The sequence below is a fragment of the Methylomonas sp. EFPC3 genome, assembly GCF_029643245.1.
Lineage (GTDB): Bacteria > Pseudomonadota > Gammaproteobacteria > Methylococcales > Methylomonadaceae > Methylomonas > Methylomonas koyamae_B.
This window is the reverse complement of sequence record NZ_CP116398.1, coordinates 1,650,653-1,669,255: the sequence shown is the minus strand read 5'-3', so window position 1 is coordinate 1,669,255 and position 18,603 is coordinate 1,650,653. Positions and strand designations below refer to the sequence as shown.

The 18,603-nt window shown below is 54.5% G+C and carries 16 protein-coding genes; 9 read left to right on the top strand and 7 right to left on the bottom strand.

Annotation, left to right across the window (positions count from 1 at the left end; translation table 11 throughout):
- Positions 1-84 precede the first annotated feature (84 nt).
- Genes PL263_RS07540 through PL263_RS07530 form a run of 3 tightly spaced genes read right to left on the bottom strand, consistent with a single transcriptional unit; the run spans position 85 to position 5,791 of the window.
- Positions 85-1,521, bottom strand: a complete 1,437-nt coding sequence (locus PL263_RS07540) for a TolC family protein (protein WP_278212411.1) — start codon at positions 1,519-1,521, stop codon at positions 85-87.
- On the bottom strand, positions 1,508-4,684 hold the full coding sequence (locus PL263_RS07535; protein ID WP_278212410.1) for an efflux RND transporter permease subunit: 3,177 nt from the start codon (positions 4,682-4,684) through the stop codon (positions 1,508-1,510). The genes PL263_RS07540 and PL263_RS07535 overlap by 14 nt, the downstream gene beginning before the upstream one ends.
- Before the next feature lie 21 nt (positions 4,685-4,705).
- The gene (locus PL263_RS07530) at positions 4,706-5,791 is read right to left on the bottom strand and encodes an efflux RND transporter periplasmic adaptor subunit (protein ID WP_278212409.1); all 1,086 of its coding nucleotides are present in this window, start codon (positions 5,789-5,791) and stop codon (positions 4,706-4,708) included.
- Between the two features lie 610 nt (positions 5,792-6,401).
- Here PL263_RS07530 and PL263_RS07525 point away from each other — a divergent pair.
- Positions 6,402-6,578: a hypothetical protein gene (locus tag PL263_RS07525; protein ID WP_278212408.1), complete on the top strand. Its 177-nt coding sequence runs from the start codon at positions 6,402-6,404 to the stop codon at positions 6,576-6,578.
- A 123-nt stretch (positions 6,579-6,701) separates the two neighbouring features.
- On the top strand, positions 6,702-7,433 hold the full coding sequence (locus tag PL263_RS07520; RefSeq protein WP_278212407.1) for a hypothetical protein: 732 nt from the start codon (positions 6,702-6,704) through the stop codon (positions 7,431-7,433).
- A gap of 120 nt (positions 7,434-7,553) precedes the next feature.
- Here the strand turns inward: PL263_RS07520 and PL263_RS07515 are convergent, their stop codons facing one another.
- Positions 7,554-7,919 (bottom strand): hypothetical protein, encoded by a 366-nt coding sequence (locus PL263_RS07515; RefSeq protein WP_278212406.1) that lies wholly within the window; start codon positions 7,917-7,919, stop codon positions 7,554-7,556.
- Between the two features lie 16 nt (positions 7,920-7,935).
- Complete coding sequence (locus tag PL263_RS07510; RefSeq protein ID WP_278212405.1) at positions 7,936-8,403, bottom strand: hypothetical protein; 468 nt, start codon at positions 8,401-8,403, stop codon at positions 7,936-7,938.
- 181 nt (positions 8,404-8,584) lie between these two features.
- On the opposite strand from PL263_RS07510, the gene PL263_RS07505 reads away from it, so the two are divergent.
- The 4 genes from PL263_RS07505 (at position 8,585) to PL263_RS07490 (ending at position 13,419) form a co-directional block, all read left to right on the top strand.
- Positions 8,585-9,160 carry a hypothetical protein gene (locus tag PL263_RS07505; RefSeq protein WP_278212404.1) on the top strand — a complete coding sequence of 192 codons (576 nt, stop codon included), beginning with the start codon at positions 8,585-8,587 and terminating at the stop codon, positions 9,158-9,160.
- Between the two features lie 270 nt (positions 9,161-9,430).
- Positions 9,431-10,891 (top strand): ATP-binding protein, encoded by a 1,461-nt coding sequence (locus tag PL263_RS07500; RefSeq protein ID WP_278212403.1) that lies wholly within the window; start codon positions 9,431-9,433, stop codon positions 10,889-10,891.
- Entirely contained in the window at positions 10,884-12,308 is a 1,425-nt protein-coding gene (locus tag PL263_RS07495; protein WP_278212402.1) for a sigma-54 dependent transcriptional regulator, read from the top strand. The genes PL263_RS07500 and PL263_RS07495 overlap by 8 nt, the downstream gene beginning before the upstream one ends.
- 118 nt (positions 12,309-12,426) lie before the next feature.
- On the top strand, positions 12,427-13,419 hold the full coding sequence (locus PL263_RS07490; RefSeq protein ID WP_278212401.1) for an alpha/beta hydrolase: 993 nt from the start codon (positions 12,427-12,429) through the stop codon (positions 13,417-13,419).
- A gap of 15 nt (positions 13,420-13,434) precedes the next feature.
- Here the strand turns inward: PL263_RS07490 and PL263_RS07485 are convergent, their stop codons facing one another.
- Together PL263_RS07485 and PL263_RS07480 are read right to left on the bottom strand one after the other, a co-directional pair.
- Positions 13,435-13,701: a hypothetical protein gene (locus tag PL263_RS07485; RefSeq protein ID WP_278212400.1), complete on the bottom strand. Its 267-nt coding sequence runs from the start codon at positions 13,699-13,701 to the stop codon at positions 13,435-13,437.
- Positions 13,702-13,772: 71 nt separating this feature from the next.
- On the bottom strand, positions 13,773-14,996 hold the full coding sequence (locus tag PL263_RS07480) for a right-handed parallel beta-helix repeat-containing protein (RefSeq protein WP_278212399.1): 1,224 nt from the start codon (positions 14,994-14,996) through the stop codon (positions 13,773-13,775).
- Between the two features lie 225 nt (positions 14,997-15,221).
- Between PL263_RS07480 and PL263_RS07475 the strand changes: the two genes are divergently transcribed.
- The 3 genes from PL263_RS07475 (at position 15,222) to PL263_RS07465 (ending at position 17,293) form a co-directional block, all read left to right on the top strand.
- The gene (locus tag PL263_RS07475; RefSeq protein WP_278212398.1) at positions 15,222-15,617 is read left to right on the top strand and encodes a CBS domain-containing protein; all 396 of its coding nucleotides are present in this window, start codon (positions 15,222-15,224) and stop codon (positions 15,615-15,617) included.
- Positions 15,618-15,797: 180 nt separating this feature from the next.
- A complete protein-coding gene (locus PL263_RS07470) occupies positions 15,798-16,094 on the top strand; it encodes an antibiotic biosynthesis monooxygenase (RefSeq protein WP_278212397.1) in 297 nt (98 codons plus the stop codon).
- 2 nt (positions 16,095-16,096) lie between these two features.
- Positions 16,097-17,293: an iron-containing alcohol dehydrogenase gene (locus PL263_RS07465; RefSeq protein ID WP_278212396.1), complete on the top strand. Its 1,197-nt coding sequence runs from the start codon at positions 16,097-16,099 to the stop codon at positions 17,291-17,293.
- Positions 17,294-18,603: the final 1,310 nt, after the last annotated feature.

Sequence of the window (18,603 nt, the reverse complement as noted above, 5' to 3'; positions counted from 1 at the left end):
AAAATCACGAGAACCGCGGGTAAGGGAAAATAGGCGCGAGTTTTTCACCAGCCTGCTAGGCGGCAGTATTGGGCTTATGAGCCGTTACAGCCAACCGCCGCCCAAAGCTTTATACAAATCCACCATCGCGCTGATTTGCTGTTGTTTGGTTTCGATCAGTTCCTTTTTCGCTTCCAAGGCATCGCGCTGGGTCAGCAATACTTCCAGGTAGTCGGCTCGGGCCGATATGAACAACTGGTTGGCGACTTCGATCGATTTCACCAAAGAATCCACTTGCTGGCGTTTCAATTGGTAGTTTTTTTCCAGCTTGTCGATATTGGACATTTGATTGGCGACTTCGGCGTAGGCGTTGATGATGCTTTGCTCGTAGTCGTAGGCAGCCTGTACCTGCTTGGCGTTGGCGTTTTTGTATTCGGCGGTAATCGCATTTTTGTTGACCAGCGGCGCCACCAATTCTCCCGCCACCATCGCCGCCAACGATTCAGGGGTATTGATCAGGTATTTCAATGCAAACGCTTGGAAGCCGACACCGGCCTTGATGCCGAACGACGGGTAGAAATTGGCCCTGGCCACGTCGATGTTCAAATCGGCGGCCTTTAACTCCAATTCCGCCTTGCGGATGTCGGGGCGGTTTTGCAATAGCTCGGAAGGCACACCGACACTCAAGGCTTTGGGTTTAATATCCATAAAGCCATTTGACGTGCGTTCTATCGGTTGCGGCGTTCTACCCAGCAGGGTATTGATGCGGTTCTCGACGACTGTGATTTGCTGTTCGATCTCGTATTGCCGAGCCTGGTTTTTTGCGACCTCGGCTTCGTAACGCTTAACGGCCAATGCGGTGGTTCTGGCGAAGTTTTGCAATTGTCTGACCACTAACAAGCCGTTTTGCTGAATCGCGATATTCTGCCGCAAGTTATCCAACTGGTTATCCAAGGCCAGCAATTCGTAATACGAATGTGCGACTTCGGCGACCAGGTTGGTCACCAAGAAATTCCGGCCTTCAGCGGATGCCATGTATTCGTACACCGACACCTGGGTGGCGTTTCTGAGTTTTTTCCAGATGTCGATTTCCCAGGTGGAGAATAAGCCGAACTGGTAGTCGCCGAGGAAGGCCGGGAATGACTGGCCTTTGCCGAGGGTCAGATTGTCCTCGACCGCACCGTTGCGGGTGTATTGCGCGGTCTTCTCGCCACCCGCCGAGGCGCCGAATGTCACGAAGGGCAAGTATTCGCCTTTGCGTGCCTGGATTTCGTTCTCGGCCATGCTGATCCGTTGCAGCGCGATGTTGATTTCCTTGTTATTCGCGACGGCGGTGTCAATCAAACTGCGCAGATTTGGATCGTCGAAAAACGCCTGCCATTTCACGCTGGCGGAACTGGTTTGATCGGCAAGGCCGGGTTTGAACTGCTCGGGCAAATGGGAATCCGCGGTTTTTTTGGTCATATCCGGAATACCGCAGGCTTGCAACATAGCCGTTGCCACGGCCGTTACTAGCAAAACATTGATTTTATTCGTCAGCATCTTGGGTACCGTAGTGATAGGTTTCGGTGAATGGATTGACGTCTTCGTGTTTGATCATGCGTTTGCCTTCGATCAATTTCGCGAAGATGTAATACAGCCCTGGAATCAGCACCACGCCGAACACGGTGCCGAACAGCATCCCGCCCAAGGCGGATGTGCCAATGGTGCGGTTGCCGACCGCGCCGGCGCCGGTAGCAAATGCCAGCGGCACCAGGCCGGCGATGAAGGCGAACGAGGTCATCAGAATTGGCCGGAACCGCGCTTTGGCCGCTTCGATGGCCGCTTCCCGCACCGACAAACCTTGCTCCTGGCGCTGCACAGCGTATTCGACGATCAACACCGCGTTTTTACCGAGCAAGCCGACCAGCATCACCAAGCCGACTTGGGAGTACACGTCGTTGGCCAAGCCCATGGTTTTTAATAATAGGAAGGAGCCGAAAATACCTGCCGGCAAGGAACAAATCACCACCAAAGGCAACACAAAACTTTCGTACTGGGCTGCCAACACCAGGTAGACGAACACCAATACCACGACGAAGATCACCAGCGCCTCGTTGCCGCGCGCCGCTTCGTCGAAAGACAAGCCTTCCCAGGCCACATCGAAGCCTTGCGGCAAGGTGGTTTTGGCAACCTCCTTAATCGCATTGATCGCGTCGCCGCTGGTGTAACCGGGTGCCGGTTCGGCGCGGATCGCCGCCGAGTTATACAGGTTGTAGCGGGTAAGTTCGTTCGGGCCTTGTTGCGGAACGACGGTCATGAAGGCAGAGTAGGGCACCATTTCGCCGGCGTCGTTTTTCACGTAATAGTTCAAGACGTCGGTCGGGAAGCGGCGAAACTCGGGTAAAGCCTGCACATAAACTTTGAAGAAGTTATTGAAGCGGATGAAGCCCTGTTCGTAGGTGCTGCCGATCATGATGTCCAGGTTTTCCATGGCCTTGTCGATATTCACGCCTTTTTGCATCGCCAGTTTATTGTCGATTTTCAACTCGTATTGCGGGTAGTTGGCGGCGTAAAAGGTGAACAAGCCGGTCAATTCCGGGCGTTTACGCAAGGCGGCCATGAACTCCTGGTTGAGTTTGTCGAACTGGAAGTAATCGGTGCCGGTAGTCTTGTCCAATAGGCGGAAGGCCAAGCCCGATGCGGCGCCGTAGCCGGGTACTGCCGGCGGCTGGAAGAATTCGATCACCGCGCCGAAGTCGTGGGTTTTTTCCTCCAATTGCCGAATCACGTCCTGTACCGAAACCTTGCGCTCGCTCCAGTCCTTCAGGTTAATGATGCAGGTACCGGCGTTGGAACCGCGGCCTTCGGTCAATACCTCGTAGCCGGCCAAGGACGACACCGACTGCACGCCGTCGATTTTTTCGGCAACTTCTTCCAGTTGCCGCGCTACTTTGTTGGTAACCTCGATGGTTGAACCGGGCGGCGTTTGGATGATGGCGTAGATCATGCCCTGGTCTTCGCCGGGGATGAAGCCGGCCGGCAGGGTTTTGTCGACGGTAAAGATCCCAAAACTGAATGCCGCCAAGACTGCAACGGTAACGATGCGACGGGTGACCACCACATCCAATAGTTTGACGTAACGTCCGGTGACTTTTTCGAACAGATAGTTGAAGCCGTCAATGAACAACGTGATCGGGGTTTTACGCTTCGGCTGGTCGTGGCTGTTTTTCAAGATCATCGCGCACAATACCGGCGCCAAGGACAGCGCGACGACAGCAGAAATGACGATGGATGAGGCCATCGCAATCGAGAACTGCCGGTAAAACACCCCGACTGGGCCGTTCATGAAGGCGATGGGTACAAATACCGACACCATCACCAAGGTGATCGCGACGATGGCGCCGCCGATTTCGCCCAAGACCTGCCGCGAGGCGGTATAGGGGCTGAGGTGTTCGGCTTCCATTTTGGCATGCACCGCTTCGACCACGACGATGGCATCGTCGACCACCACGCCGATCGCCAGCACCAACGCGAACAGCGTGATCAAGTTGATCGACAAACCGAAAGCGGACATCACCGCGAACGAGCCGATCAGCGACACCGGCACCGCCAGAATCGGAATCAAGGTCGAGCGCCAGTCGCCGAGGAACAGGAATACCACCAAGGTCACCAATACAAAGGCTTCGCCCAGGGTGTGCAAGACTTTATGAATCGAGGCTTCGACGAAGCGCGAGACGTCGTAGTTGATCTCGTAGTCCATGCCTTCCGGGAAGGATTTTTTCAATTCCTCCAATTTGGCCTTAACGTCTTCGATGACTTTGGTGGCGTTGGTGCCGTAGTTTTGCTTAAGGACGATGGACGCGGACGGGAAGGAGTCCTTGTCCGAATAAATGTTGTAAAACTCGCTGTCCAGATCGACCTTGGCGATGTCTTTCAGGCGCAGGATTTCGCCTTCCGAGTTGGCGCGGATAATAATGTCGGCGTACTGCTCCGGCGTGTTGTACCAGCCCTGGTAAATCAACACATATTCCTTGGATTGTGCCGCCATACCGGTACTTTGGCCGATCCGTCCGGGCCGGCCAATGATGCTTTGCTTGGCGATCGCGTCCATCACTTCTTCGGTCGAAACGCTATAGGCGCGCATCCGGTCCGGGTTCAACCATATCCGCATCGCGTATTGGCGGGCGCCGAGGATTTGTGCCTGGGCGATGCCGTAGATGCGTTGGATTTCCGGGATGACGTTGACGTAGGCGTAGTTGAACAGGAATTTCTGGTCGGCGTTCTTATCCTTACTGTAGAGGTTAACGTACATCAACATGCTGGGCTGGACGAAGTTGACCACCACACCCTCAAGTCGCACCAGATTCGGCAAGCGGCTCATCACCTGATCCACGCGAGTCTTGACGTTAACCATGGCGATATTCGGATCGACGCCTAACTCAAACAAGACCTGTATCGTCGCTTCGCCGGCGCTGGTGGCGTCCGAGACGATGTACTTCATGCCGGGTACGCCATTGATGGCGCGCTCGATGGTAATCAGCGAGGATTTGACCAGTACGTCTGCGCTGGAACCGGGGAAGGACAAGGAAATCGTTACCCGCGGCGGGGCGATATCCGGAAATTGCGAAACGGGCAGGGTACGGATTGCCAAAAAGCCCATGAACAGAAAGCTGAGCGACAACACGATCGCCATGACCGGTCTTTTAATGAATATGCTAAACATAGTAATTCCGTGGCTAAGGCATTATTCGGTGTATAACTGCAATTCGGCGAAGGCTTTTTCCGGCGGCAATAAGTTGAGTTCGACTTGATCGCCGGCATGGACTTTTCTTAAACCTTCCAACAATATTTTTTCGCCGTCTTTCAGACCGTTCTTAATAATGAATATGTGCGGTAACTCGGCTTCGATAGTAATCAATCTTTGCTCGAGTTTACCGTCGCCGTTGACGACGTAAACGTAGGTTTTATCCAGAATTTCGAAAGTGGCTTTTTGCGGGATTAATAGGGCGTTTTTATAGGGCTTTTTCATTAATATGGTGCCGGTTTCACCGTGGCGGAGTAGTTTGTCTGGGTTGGCAAAGGTGGCACGGAATTCGATATTGCCGGCGGTATTGTCGAAATCGGCTTCTATGGTTTCGATTACGCCGTCCTGGTTATAAATTTGGCCGTTAGCCATTCTTAATTTGACTTTGGCGATAGTCTCGTCGTTTTTATGGGTTTTGAAATCCAGATACTCGGCTTCCGGCACGTTGAAATAGACCCACAACTTACTAATGTCGGATAAGGTGGTGAGTAAAGCACCATCCTCGACCAAGCTGCCGTTTCGGACATTCAAATGATCCATGATGCCTTCGAATGGAGCGTTGATGTCGGTAAATCCTAAATGGGTCTCTGCCAGTTTCACTTCGGCGTTGGCCTTGTCCAATTTGGCTTTAGCGAGAGCCAATTCGTTGGGCGAAACGATTTTTTGGTCGGCTAACCCTTTAGTATTCAGATATTCGATATTCATGTTATTAGCTTCTGCCTGAGCCTTTAACAATTCGGCTTGGTAAATATTGGGCATAATCTTGAACATCGATTGGCCTTGGCGGATTAATTGGCCTTCATCAACGAAGATACTTTGGACATAGCCTCTTTCCAGCGCGCGAACTTCGATATGGCGGTAGGCGTGAATCTGGCATACGTATTCCTTGGTAACAGACGTGCTTTCCCGGATTGGAGTCGTTGCCTCCAATTTCGGTTTTTCTGCGTGAGACTCGGTATCCTCCGGCTGGCAGGCGGTTAATAGAATTGCAAGTAGGCTCAGTAAGACATGAGTTTTATTTGTCATAGGAGTTGTCTCATGGGTAATTTCGGTAAAACCTTAAAAAAATTGAATTGGCCGTACTTTTAACGGCTATACCGATACGGAAATTCGAAATAATCAATTTTTAACCATCGAATTTTTCTGCAGCGGTGGTAAATCATTGAATACCTGTCCGGGTAAACCTGTTGTCTGACGTCGATAACAGCCAAACTCATCCGGGTGGCAACACTCTTTGTTAAGGCTCTGCAAGCTTGGTGCCACATTTTTATTGTTTTAAATCAGTCTCTTGTGATTCTGTGTTTGGCGGGTGGGTAAAATTACCCAATTGCATTCGTTAATTCGGGGAATATTGCCCACTTGTCTAACAAACGGAGAGCAGGGATGTGGGTTGACACCGTCGCGATATGTTCGGTTTCTTTGATAAAGCTCCGGACTTGGATATTTGCGAGTCCGGGTTATTACCAGGCCCGGTGCGTCGTTCAGATGCTGCAATTGGCGTCCGGAGATAGGAGTCATGGCTTACCGTTTCCGGCTTTAGTAAGCGTTGGCATGGAAATAGCTGCAATGTAATCAGAGCCGAATTCGAAACTGAAATGAAAGGCTCGATTCCGTAAGCCAGTTAAAGGAGTAAGCAATGAAAAATCCAATCCACAATATAGCGAAATACATTGCCTTGATATTAATTTCGGCATTGCCGTTTTCATTGGAAGCTGCCGCTGATCCTTTTCAAGGGTATAAGCCGACGACCATGGAAAACAATTTTGACGGCGAGTTAATCGAGCCGCCGACGGTGGAGGATGAAGAAGAATAGGCGGTTTCGATCAATAGAGATTGATCGAGTGTGTCCTTACACATGGACGGAAGAATAAAATGGCAAAGTTGCCGAAGAATGATACTATCGGCTAGTCGAATTTCTAATTCCGGAGATGTTGTTATGATACTGCTGACGATCAACGACATGAGCGAATGTCTGGATTTTATTATGTGGGGCAATATCGAGTTTGCGATGCAACTTGAGTTGTACAACGCCTACCAAGTCCGAAAAGCCATTGCGCCCGCCGCGACCGGCGCTCTCGCCCACTCATTCACCATTCTCGATATGTCAACCCTTAGTCAGTTGCAAAGTATGGCTTCTGGAGAAACGCTTTATATCGTCGGACACGGTATTTCTGACTTTAGCGGCATTGCCATCCAACGAGGAACCAAACCAAACTGGGATGTCTACACTTGGTCCGATCTCGGAAAAAAGATTGGCCGATACTTACCCGCCAAAATCGAAGCCATTCACCTACTCGCTTGCTATGGCGCCCACGGACTCAAAGAATTGGGTCGAGGCTTATCTTCCAGCGGAAAGGCTGGAGTAAAACTTCGCGGTTATTACGGCCCCGCGATCAACTCCAGTGCAACAGGGCCAACGTCTGTAATTATTGACAATAAGCCTGGTTGGAGCGGAGAGCAGGACCTGTTGATTGGCAAGTACATCCCTCAATCCAAGCTAGATTCTTGGCGTAGTTCCCATTCTTCGGCTAAAGCTGTGGATATCGCAATTGAGGCGGCGGACGTGGCGTGGGATTTTTATTACCAATATGGGGTTAAGTTTGAGTCGAAAGGGTTCTTTTACGCTCCGAGCAAACGTGAATCGAAAATATACGAGCAAACATCTTGATCTTGCGCTGAAGCCCCGTCAGGTGGAATAAGCGGAAGCATTCTGACAAGTTTTAAATCCCCAGAAACCCTGCCGCTTATTCTGGCTTACCGATTCGGCCTTGCTCATAACCAACTGAGATTAGCCGCCTTCGTCTTCTTTGCCGTGCCACGACATCGCTAACAGCATCAAACAGAACAGTAGCAAGATCGGCCAGGAATAGGGGGCGAGCAGCAAAATGCCAATTGCGGAAAACCCCAATACGGCGAAAAAAATCATCATACCCATACCGAACAGCGCTATTAGCGCCAGCGCAGCGATCAGGCCCGTGACCACGAGCAGGATCGGCACCGCCGCTAGCCGGAATAAGGGGTCGGCGACCGGTTGGCCATCCACCAATAAGCTGACCCGGCCGACTTCCGGATGAAAAAAATAGATCAGGCCGGCAAACACGCTGCCGAGTAGCAAGGTTTTAATCGGTAAATGGCGGTTTTTCGGTTCCGGCATGGTCTGTTCCTCGGGATTAGGGTTGCTCTTCGATAAAACCGTCTTCGTAGAGTTTGAATTTGACCTGGCGGCCGTTGATGTCGCCGATGACATCGTAAAAATGCAGATTCACCGATTCGGTCTCGGTAACTTTGATTCCCGGATACTTCGCTTCTATGGTCTGCATTTGCGGATAACTCAGCGCGAAATAGGGCACTTCCTTGCTTAATTTCATCAATTTGCCGTTGGCGGCAACAACGATATCCCAAGTCATCAATTCCTGATTGTTCTCGGTTTTATTGGCTTCGATCTCGAACCTGAGCAGATTGTTATCGGTGATGCGGCTGATTTTACTGATCTGGGTCCGGTCGAGTATCTCCAACACCGTTTTCTGTACCGGTTCGGGTAACTGATCGAATGGGATAGCGTTGGTATCGGCTGCTAAGCAATTCGCCGCCTGCAAAAGGGTCGCCAACATCGCGGCAACATAGTGTTTGTTCTTCATCTTCATTCTCCTGTTTCTAACCGGTCGTAGTGGGGACGGTTTGCAGTTTTATATGAAATCTCCGTGCCAAGTCCGAACTCGAAGCGGATTGGAGAGCACGGATAGCAGATACATGCCGGTTGCTGGCACGGATATCGCTGGTTGACCGCACAACCAAATTAGTCAACATCAGGAGCACATCATGAACCTACCATTCAACCTGTCTCAAACGGCGGTGATTAAAAGCTTAAAAACAATACGCCTGGACTTTTATATTTTTGCGGTATTGATTTTTCTATCGATACTGGGGGTTGGTATCGCCGATGCGTTCGAGACCCCGGCACACTGGTATTGGATGGGGATGGTTCCGGTGTATTTCGCCGCCTGTATTTTCCTGGAATGGCAAGCCATTCGCCATAGCGGCAAGTCGTTGCGGGATATTCTGCTTTGGCAAACCCAGCATTGGTTGGGCGTGCTGGCCGCGTTTTTTCTGACGTTCAAGTTGCGCGAAATCGGCAGTCTGGACAATCAGGCGACCGGTTTGATCTTGTTGTTGTTACTGGCTTTAGGGACATTTCTGGCCGGTATTACCACCGGTTGGTTATTTCGGCTGCTGGGTATCTTTCTCGGCATCAACCTGATCATGGTGGCGTACATGGAGCACTACGTAGCGGTAACGATTGCCTCGGCCGCAGCGATGCTGTTGTTGTACCACTATCTGGCGAAGAGCCTGGATTTGACGATTCCCGAGCGAGGACTCGACGATGCTGCCGATTAGTCTTGTCGTATCTTCCGCAACGCTTCGTTGATCCGTCGCTGGTGGTGAATATCAACCAACACTAGCGGTAATTTTCCCCAATCGGCTCGTTGCCGTTTTGATCGATACGCTGGTAACAGTGTTATACCGGGTCGACAGGCAGCAAATGTGTTACTTCTCGGGAGCGGCATTCATCTTGCGTAACTAAACCTAAATCTCGCCGCTGCCGCCGGTTCAACTTCGAACCGAGTAATGGCGGCAGCGCAAACGCTACTTTGCGGAGGGCAGTGCATGCAGGCAGACCGGCGCGAAGCCAATCTACCGATTTGGATCACCGTGGCGTTACTGAGCGGCTTATTGATGATTTCGCTGATGATTCAATTGGCGATGGCGTGGCAGTCTTACCAGCGAATTTTGCCGCTGCCCAAGCATATCGCCCATTTGGCGCGGTTGCAGAACGCATTGTTCGATACCGAGGAAAGTCTGGCCGGAATCGATAGGCAAAACGGCCCGGTCGACCCAGCCATCCAACTTCGCTTGCAGCACTATTTGCAGGAGTTGTTGCAGTGCGGTAATCACTTGGCGGCGAACACGCCGGACGGCCTGCGCGCTGCGTCGCAAGCGCTGAACTCTTCAACACCGGAGCCGCAGCAACGCTTGTTACAGACGCTGAAAATACTACGCGGCATTTTTCGTGACGAAGCTGCCGCCCACGGCGTGTTGACGGAATCGATCGCAGCGGCGGCCAAATTCGAGGTGGAATTGGGTATCGCAATCACGCTAACCTTGCCTTTGAGCGCAGTCTTGTTGTTTTATCTGATGCGGCGGCGGATTTTTCAGCCCTTGCAACAAATGGGTTACATGATGGAATTGCTCGGCGAACGCCGCTACCAACAGATCCCGCTGGACCGGATCGATCCGACGTTTGCGCCTATCTTTGCCAACTACAACAGCATGGTGGTGCGTCTCTCGGAATTGGAGGCGGTACATATCCAAAACCGGCAGAATTTGGAAAGCTTGGTCGAGCAAGCAGCGGGCACCTTAATCGCTCAGCAACGCAATCTGGCCCAAACCGAGCGATTCGCCGCGTTGGGGGAGATCAGTGCCCGCCTGGTACACGAATTGCGCAACCCCTTGGCCGGAATCAAGATGGCTTGCATCAATCTGCAAAACCAATTGCAAAGCGGCGAGGTGCATCCCGATGCCGCCCAGCGCATCGGGCTGGTGATCAATGAAATCGAGCGCATCATCGGCACTCTTAACCACTGTTTGCAAGGCGCCAGCCACGAGCCGGAGCCGCTCAGGGCAATTTTGGTCGACCAAGCCGTCAGCGAGTTATTGATGTTGGCTCGTTACAAGCTACCGAAATCCATAAGTTTGGAATATCGGGGTTGCCCGGGTCTGGTATGCCGCTTACCCGATACCGAGTTCCGCCAAGCCTTACTGAATATGATACTGAATGCGCAGCAGGCAATGGACGGTAATAGCGGTAAAATTGGCATTTCGGCCGTGACCGACGGCCGCCGCATGAGGTTGTCGGTGTGCGACGACGGCCACGGTTTTGCCCAAGAGTTTCTGGACAACGGCATCCGCGATTTCGTCAGCCAGCGGGCGGACGGCACCGGCCTGGGGCTGTCGATGGTCAGGCGTTTCGTCCGTAACCTCGAAGGCGAAATCAAACTTTATAACCGGCAGCCACGCGGCGCCTGCGTCGAAATTATCCTCAACTGCATCACTCCACACCATGAATGACACTATTTTAATCATCGAAGACGAAGTCTTACTGGGTACGGAATTGCAGCGCTATTACGCGCGTCTGGGGTTCGAAGCGCTGTGGGTGGCCGATTGCCGGCAGGCGCGCGAGATCCTTTTCAACCCGGATCTGCGGCCGGCCTTGATCTTGTCCGACCTGAGCTTGCCGGATGGTAGCGGCTTGGACTTGTTGGAAGAGACTCGCGGCAACATTTCCGATTGCGAATGGGTGTTTCTGACCGGTTACGGTGATGTGCCGGACTCGGTGCGGGCATTGCGGCTGGGGGCATTCGACTTTTTGATTAAGCCTTGCGTCCAGGAGCAACTGGATATGGTGGTACGTAGCGCATTGCGCAGCGCCAAGGCACAGCGGCGCATATCCACCGAATCGGTCAACGCCGGCAAGCGTTACGCGCCGGAAACCTTTTTAGGCAGCAGCACGATCGCCCGGCAAACCGGCGACATGCTGCGCCAACTCAGTCAAGCGCCTTACAGCGCCTTGATTCTGACCGGCGAAACCGGCACCGGCAAAGGGCTGGCCGCCAGAATTCTGCACTACAACAGCGAGCGGGCCAAGGAACCGCTGATCGAGTTAAATTGCGCGGCGTTGCCCAAGGATTTGCTGGAGTCGGAATTGTTCGGCCACGAAGCCGGCGCATTCACCGGCGCCAAAGCCCGGCATCGCGGCTTGATCGAACAAGCGCATCGCGGCACGTTGTTTTTGGACGAAATCGGCGAAATGCCGCTGGATTTGCAGGCCAAATTGCTCAAGGTGTTGGAGGACCGTAAATTGCGCCGTCTGGGTGCCGAGAAAGAAATCAGCGTCGATATCCGCATCATTGCCGCCACCAACCGCAATTTGCAGGACGAAGTCAAAAACGGCAGTTTCCGCTCCGATCTGTACTACCGTTTAAGCGTGTTCGAATTGCGTCTGCCCAGCCTGCGCGAACGCATCGACGACCTGGACGACTTGGTGCCGGCGCTAATCGCCGAATTCAATTTGCAGGCCGGTAAAAAAGTCGGCCAGGTCTCGGCCAGAGCCTGGCAGTTGCTGAAGAGTTACAGTTGGCCCGGCAACGTCAGAGAATTGCGCAACGTTCTGGAACGGAGTGTGATTTTGTCGGCGTCCCAGAACTTGCCGGAACAGTGGCTACCCAACGAAGGCCTTTCCGGCGGCGCGGCCGCTGCCGATTTTCAGCCTAACGCTATGCCGGCCAAGCCTGATGTGGCCGAGGGCGATACGCGCCTGGATTTGCAATTCCCCACTGACGGCAGCATGGGACTGGAAGACATGGAAAGCGAGATCGTGCGCAGGATGCTGGAGATATGTAAGGGCAACGTGATGGAGGCGGCCCGTATCCTGAAAACCACGCGGGAAAAAGTTCGCTACCGGATCGAGAAATACCAACTGCGCTAATCTTGCACCCTTGGATTTGGCCGCCGCGGCACTTATTTTTATCGGCATTGTCCTTGCCGTGGCGGCTAAAAAGATTAATCTGTAGCCCTGTTGTTTGGCCTAGGCTGGAAGTTGATTTATGTCTGTGGTTTTACCCTTGTCCGGTTTGATGCGCCGCTGGTTGTCGGCGTTTTTTCTGGTGTTAGTCGCCAGCGGTTGTGCGCCGACGCTGGTGGCCCCGGTTCCGCTGGTCGGTAGCGCCCGGTTGGAGGATAACCGTTTCGTCACCGCCGACGGCGAGGCGTTGGCGTTAAGCGTCTGGCCGGCCGAGCAGCCCAAGGCAATCGTCATCGCCTTGCACGGTTTCAACGATTACCGGCGCTTCTTCGCGACCCCCGCCGAATATCTGCAAACGCAGCGGATTGCCAGTTATGCCTACGACCAGCGCGGTTTCGGCGAAAGCCGGACGCCGGGACGCTGGGCCGGTGACGATACCTATGCCGACGACCTCGGTCAATTCACCCGGCTGGTGCAGGCCCGGCATCCGGGCGTGCCGGTTTACTTGTTGGGGGAGAGCATGGGCGGTGCGGTCGTCGTCAACGCGATGACCCGGCCGGGCAAACCGGCGGTGGCCGGCGTGATCCTGGCGGCCCCTGCCGTCTGGGGCCGGGATACCATGCCCTGGTACCAGACCTCGCTGCTGTGGACGCTGTACCACACCGTGCCGTGGATGACCTTGACCGGCAAGGGCCTGAAGATCATGCCGTCGGACAATATCGAGATGTTGCGGGCTTTGGGGCGCGATCCGCTGGTGATCAAGGAAACCCGGGTCGATGCGATTTACGGTCTGACCAATCTGATGGATAACGCCCTGGGCGCTGCGGAAAAACTCGACGACGAAACGCTGCTGTTGTACGGCCAGAAAGATCAGATCGTCCCGGCGGAGCCGACCAATTTGTTCGTCGAGGGCCTATTGTCCGGCCGGCCGGACAACAAAACCGTCGCTTATTACCAAAACGGTTACCACATGTTGCTGCGCGACCTGCAGGCGCCGGTGATCTGGCGCGACATCAACGCTTGGATCGACCACACCTTGCACCGCGCCGAAGTGCAAGCCGCCAACCGGCTGTGACTCGCCGGCCGCGGCTTATTTTTTTGCGTTCAAAAGTTGAGCGAAAAAGATGATCAAGCCGATGACGAAGATGCCGGAATACACGGCCAAACCGGTTTCGTCGCGTGCGCTCGGAGTATGAGCGCGTTTCGCGGCCAGGACCGACGCCGAAGTCCGGCCATCGACCTCGTAGCCGGTTTTGGCCGCAGCCGCTACAGCCGGCGTCCCCGAGGCGACGCCGAATAGCAGCGATAGGCTGAGTAGGACTTGGGTTGGTCTGGGGAGGCGGCGTTGTTGCGGCATGACGGTTACCCCGCGGCGTAGTGTGCATGGACCGGACGATTGTGCCGAAAAACCGCGCAATTTAAAAGGCTTTAGCGGTTGCCGGCGAACTCGTAGGCACCGGCATCGATCGGGCCTTGAATCGGTCGCGGCACCAATCCTAAGGGATGGCGATATTCGAATCGCGCCGTCAAATCCACGCCGGTTGCGGAAACCCCGGCAGCGCTACCTTGGTCGATCGCGCCGGCGCCGGCTCGCAAGCGATAGTCGAAGCGGTTGCCGTTGCCGAAACGCTCGCCGTCGGCCCACAGGTTGTGTGCTTGCCGGTGCGGGCCGAGGATGGTCGCGGTCTGGCCGATCAACAGATTATTGACCAATACCGCTGCGGCGACGTTGTGATTGTGTAGAAAGTAGCTGCCGGGTTTGGCGTTGACCAGCGTGTTGTTCACCAGATACAGCGGGTGCGGCTCGGTCTGGTTATGTTCGGCGGCGAACGCCACCATCGCCGGATTCTCGCTGTCGGCGGCCTGATACAGTTGGTTGCCGATCAAATAGCTCTCGCCGCCGTCCGGCAAATCCACCAAATAGCTCGACGCCCGTTTCTCGTCGCCGATACGGTTGTAAAACAGGAAATTCTGCCGGGCGCGGGATTTGACGTTGTGGCCGATCGCGGCGTCGTGAATGTAACTGTTCCGCAACGCAAAGCGTTTGATATTGCCGATATAAATGTTGTGGCCCAATTTGCCGTACAGCCGGTAGTCGACGGTGTTGTCGCGAAATTCGGAGCCCGCTATCGTCACTTCCCGCTCGGGATTCGCGCCGGTTAACAAGCCCATCTGGTTGTCGTGGAACAGGCAGTTGCGGACGGTCAAGGAACGGCCTTCGTAGCGGATGCCGGCGCCGTTTAATGCCGGCGAGGCGGCGCCGGCAAATTCGATTTGCGCCACTTCGATCCCGTCCCCTTTCAACACCCAGATGGCCTTGGCTTCGGCGCTTTGCCCGTCGGCGTATAGTCGGGCCAGACCGCCGATACCGCGCAAGCTCAGCCGATGCTGCGGCCACACCGCCACGTCGGCCCGGTAAACGCCGGCATCGATATTGACGGTGTCGCCGTCCTGGGCCACTGCGGCCGCTTGACTGGGCCGTTGCAGCGGCCGGTTCGGCCCGACAAACCAATCTTTGGCTGCGGCATCATGCATGGCAATCAGGCATGCCAGCACCGCGCCGCGCCGTAATCGGCCGGTTACGCCACGCCTTGCCGGCAGCGGCGGTGCGAAAGACGTGTGGCAAGGGCCGGGCGGCCGATATTCGGGCATAAGGGTCTGTCCGCTGCTGGTTATGGGCGGCGCGCAGCCGGATTATCGATGCCGCCGATGCTGGCGAGTCGATGCGAAAAGGGCCGGCCGATTTTGGCCGAGTAATAATGCTGGATACCCGGCCGAATATTGATAATAATCGCTCTCGGTACAGAAGCCGATTCGGGCTTACTCAGCCGGCGCCGGCATGCTGCCGACAACAATAATAAGCGCAGGAGGTTTACCATGTTAGCCAAAATTGCGGTGGTCGATTACATGTCGACCAAAATGATAACCGTCACTCCTGAAACCGAGATTACTCAGGCCGTCAAGAAATTGTTGGACCATAAAATCACCAGTTTGCCGGTGGTGGACGAGCGCGGCAAATTGGTCGGCGTGTTTTCCGAAAAAGACGGCATGAAAGTCTTCGTTGGCTCGGCCTACAACCAGACCCTGGAAGGTACGGTTGGTGAATACATGACCAAGGACCCGCAACTCGTCAACGGCGGCGATAGTTTGGTCGATGTTGCTGCCAAGTTTCAAGAAACGTCCACCCGCAGTTTTCCGGTGATGCAAAACGGCGAACTGGCGGGCATGATCAGCCGGATAGACGTGCTGCGCGCACTACTGGCTATCCGCTAGGCCGGAAAATCCAAGAGCCGGGGCCGGTGCGGTTGCCGCAGCGGCCTGGGCCGAAGGATCCGGTACCGGCGTGTTCGCCGAAACCGAGCAAATCCCAAGCAGGCCCGGTGCGGACAGGCTTGTAGAAGCCGGCTCGGCCCAGCGCGATAAATCCGATTAACCGATAATTTAGATACTGTTATGCATGTCACTTTAGTCCACGTTCACGTCAAACCCGAACATATCGACGACTTCATCGCCGCCACTCGTTTGAACCATTTAGCGTCAGTGCAGGAAGCCGGCAACCGCCGCTTCGATGTACTGCAAGTGCCGGACAACCCCAGCCAGTTTATCTTGTACGAAGTCTATGCCACGGCCGAAGACGCGGCGGCGCACAAACAGACTGCGCATTATCTGACCTGGCGCGACACGGTCGCCGACTGGATGGCCCAGCCGCGTCAGGGAGTGCCATACAAAGCCTTGTTTCCGGAGGCTTAAGCATGCAGAGTTTCAAACCGTTTTACATCGCCCGCCTGCCGCGCATCTTGTTCGGCCGCGGCCGCCTAAACGAAGCCCCGGCTTTAATTGCCGGTTACGGCCGCAAGGCTTTGTTGGTGACCGGCAAACAGTCGTTTTTCGGCACGCCGCGTTGGCAAAGTTTTACCGAGGCGCTGGCCGGGCAAGGCGTCGAATGGCGGCACTGCACGGTGTCCGGCGAACCGTCGCCGCAATTGATCGACGACACGGTCGGCCGCTTTCGCAGTGACAATATCGAAGTCGTCGTCGCCATCGGCGGCGGCAGTGTGTTGGATGCGGCCAAAGCCATTGCCGGCCTGCTGCCCAGCGGCGACTCGGTGATGGATTATCTGGAAGGCGTCGGCCGCAACCAAACCTATCGCGGCCCCAGCACACCGTTCATCGCCGTGCCGACCACCGCCGGCACCGGCAGCGAGGCGACCAAGAATTCGGTACTCAGCGTACAAGGCCCGGACGGCTTCAAAAAATCGTTCCGCGACGAATGTCTGGTGCCGGAATACGCCATCCTCGATCCGGACTTATTGGCCACCTGTGCGCCGGAATTGATCGCCGCCGACGGCATGGATGCGCTGACCCAATTGCTGGAGTCCTACGTCTCGGCCAAGGCCAATCCCTTTACCGATGCGCTGGCCTGGAGCGGCATGGAGGCGGTTAAATCCGGCTTTTTCCCGGCCTGGCGCGGCATCGAACCGGAAGCCGGCGAGGGCAGGGCGGCAATGGCCTACGCGGCGTTATTGTCCGGCATCACGCTGGCGCAAGTCGGTCTGGGCTCGGTACACGGTCTGGCTTCGCCGCTCGGCGCCTTCTTCCCGATCCCGCACGGCGTGGTCTGCGGCACGCTGGTCGCCGCCGCCACCGCAGTCAACATCCGCGCGCTGCAAGCCCGCGAACCGGCCAATCCGGCCCTGGTCAAATACGCCCAGGTCGGCCGCCTGCTGAGCGACGAAACCGGCCTGGACGATCAACCAGCCCGCGACGCCTTGATCGCACTGCTTTCCGAATGGAGCGATACCCTGCAACTGGAACGCCTCGGCGCCTACGGCATCGCCGCAGCCGACTTCCCCCGCATCGTCGCCAACGCCCGCGGCAGCAGCATGCAGACCAATCCGATTATGCTGACGGATGAGGAGATCGAGGAGATTTTGGCGAGAAGGGTTTGATTAAAATGCGGAGTGAAATTGGTCGGCTGGTTGCGATCCTTAAATGTCAGTCGCTCTGATTTTATTAATGTCCGCGATTTGATATTAGGCCGATGCTGGGTTTGCAGAAGTAGGCCGGGTTGAATGACAATGAAACCCAGCTTCGAAGCCGAAAAGTTTTGAAGTTCAAAAAAATATTTTGGATGCAAAAAACTTGGCTATTTCAAAGCATCCGCTGGGTTTCGAGTTGCTCTACTCAGCCTACGGGCCCTGGTCCGGTAATTGGGGCGTTAATTGTAAAAAGGAGTGACAAATGTCCACTTGGGACGAAACAAAATTACAGAACGAAACGTGTTCGAATTGTGGTAAAGAATATTCTGTGAAATACCAATCTTTACCATTGAGAGATGACGATAAATTTACCTGTTCCTGTGGGGAGGTATTACGGTCTTGGCGAGAAACTGGAATGTATATGTATACCGAAGTTGTGAATAAAAATTAAGTCTGAATATCCGGCCTATTAAATGTGCAACGAAATAGTAATTGAGCACCAAGGTAAATCATATACGGCGGAATACTTTATAGTAGATGATACGTTGACCGTAACTCTACCTGATGGTAGCCAGTGTACCTCTGAACTGAGAGGACTAAAACCTGAAACTGCAGCAAAAACGCATTTAAGAAGTTATGTGCAGAAAACACTTAACAATGCAAATTAACTCGGACCGCAAAAACCGCTACGCGCTTTTTGCACCCGGTTATTTGCGGCGTTATGCATTTAAACGAGATCTGAAATGCCGAAAGCCCAGTAGGCCGGAATAAGCGTTAGCGTTTCCGGCGGGCTTGAAATCGCCAGAAACGCCGTTCGGCTTATTCTGGCCTACAGATTATGGAATTCGTTATATCCATCGGATATTGTGACGAGCCTCGTGCCCCGTACCGGCCGGCTTCAAGGCCGTAAGGCGTATTCGGAGCAGTAGCGACAGCCCCCCGGTTTTGCTATCGCGAAAACGTCCTGCGGTTCTGGAGACCAACAAGCCCGCGAAACCCTGCCATTGGACCGCCGCGGCGCCTAAGGCATCGCCGCAGCCGACTTCTCCCACGTCGTCGCCAACCAGCGGCAGCATGCAGACTAATCCGATCGTGTTGACCGATGGGGAGATTGAGCAGATTTTGCCGCGGTGGGTTTGATTCGGCTGCCGAAAGCCCAGTAGGCCGGAATAAGCGTTAGCGTTTCCGGCGGGCTTGAAATCGCCAGAAACGCCGTTCGGCTTATTCTGGCCTACAGATTATGGAATTCGTTATATCCATCGGATATTGTGACGAGCCTC

Excerpts from the sequence above, each read along its gene's own strand:
- PL263_RS07540 (WP_278212411.1), bottom strand. The coding sequence starts at position 1,521 with ATGCTGACGAATAAAATCAATGTTTTGCTAGTAACGGCCGTGGCAACG.
- PL263_RS07535 (WP_278212410.1), bottom strand. The coding sequence starts at position 4,684 with ATGTTTAGCATATTCATTAAAAGACCGGTCATGGCGATCGTGTTGTCG.
- PL263_RS07530 (WP_278212409.1), bottom strand. The coding sequence starts at position 5,791 with ATGACAAATAAAACTCATGTCTTACTGAGCCTACTTGCAATTCTATTA.
- PL263_RS07525 (WP_278212408.1), top strand. The coding sequence starts at position 6,402 with ATGAAAAATCCAATCCACAATATAGCGAAATACATTGCCTTGATATTA.
- PL263_RS07520 (WP_278212407.1), top strand. The coding sequence starts at position 6,702 with ATGATACTGCTGACGATCAACGACATGAGCGAATGTCTGGATTTTATT.
- PL263_RS07515 (WP_278212406.1), bottom strand. The coding sequence starts at position 7,919 with ATGCCGGAACCGAAAAACCGCCATTTACCGATTAAAACCTTGCTACTC.
- PL263_RS07510 (WP_278212405.1), bottom strand. The coding sequence starts at position 8,403 with ATGAAGAACAAACACTATGTTGCCGCGATGTTGGCGACCCTTTTGCAG.
- PL263_RS07505 (WP_278212404.1), top strand. The coding sequence starts at position 8,585 with ATGAACCTACCATTCAACCTGTCTCAAACGGCGGTGATTAAAAGCTTA.
- PL263_RS07500 (WP_278212403.1), top strand. The coding sequence starts at position 9,431 with ATGCAGGCAGACCGGCGCGAAGCCAATCTACCGATTTGGATCACCGTG.
- PL263_RS07495 (WP_278212402.1), top strand. The coding sequence starts at position 10,884 with ATGAATGACACTATTTTAATCATCGAAGACGAAGTCTTACTGGGTACG.
- PL263_RS07490 (WP_278212401.1), top strand. The coding sequence starts at position 12,427 with ATGTCTGTGGTTTTACCCTTGTCCGGTTTGATGCGCCGCTGGTTGTCG.
- PL263_RS07485 (WP_278212400.1), bottom strand. The coding sequence starts at position 13,701 with ATGCCGCAACAACGCCGCCTCCCCAGACCAACCCAAGTCCTACTCAGC.
- PL263_RS07480 (WP_278212399.1), bottom strand. The coding sequence starts at position 14,996 with ATGCCCGAATATCGGCCGCCCGGCCCTTGCCACACGTCTTTCGCACCG.
- PL263_RS07475 (WP_278212398.1), top strand. The coding sequence starts at position 15,222 with ATGTTAGCCAAAATTGCGGTGGTCGATTACATGTCGACCAAAATGATA.
- PL263_RS07470 (WP_278212397.1), top strand. The coding sequence starts at position 15,798 with ATGCATGTCACTTTAGTCCACGTTCACGTCAAACCCGAACATATCGAC.
- PL263_RS07465 (WP_278212396.1), top strand. The coding sequence starts at position 16,097 with ATGCAGAGTTTCAAACCGTTTTACATCGCCCGCCTGCCGCGCATCTTG.